This is a genomic window from Cohnella baijiui, from assembly GCF_020731285.1.
Taxonomy (GTDB): domain Bacteria; phylum Bacillota; class Bacilli; order Paenibacillales; family Paenibacillaceae; genus Cohnella.
Map to the genome: position 1 here is coordinate 1 of NZ_JAJFOW010000357.1, position 234 is coordinate 234.

General features: G+C 47.9%; 1 pseudogene. It reads right to left on the bottom strand.

The features are described from left to right. Positions 1–234 (bottom strand): annotated as a pseudogene (locus LKX83_RS32950) (homoserine dehydrogenase); the annotation flags it as partial.

Sequence of the window (234 nt, forward strand, 5' to 3'; positions counted from 1 at the left end):
TATATCGGTAAAGGTCATCTCTACAATGGTATCCGCGTTGCTCTGACGAATCGTCTGGAAGCTATCCCAGCCTCGGATTAAGCCGGGAGTGGAAGGATACTCATCCAGCCTGCCAGTATTTTTTACTGTATGAAGCACCTGATGAAGATCGAGACCGTCCGGATGATAGAGCGACCCTTTCATCAAATCAGCAATGGCAACAATTTTCGCGTCAAAACCGATGCCTTCTTGCAG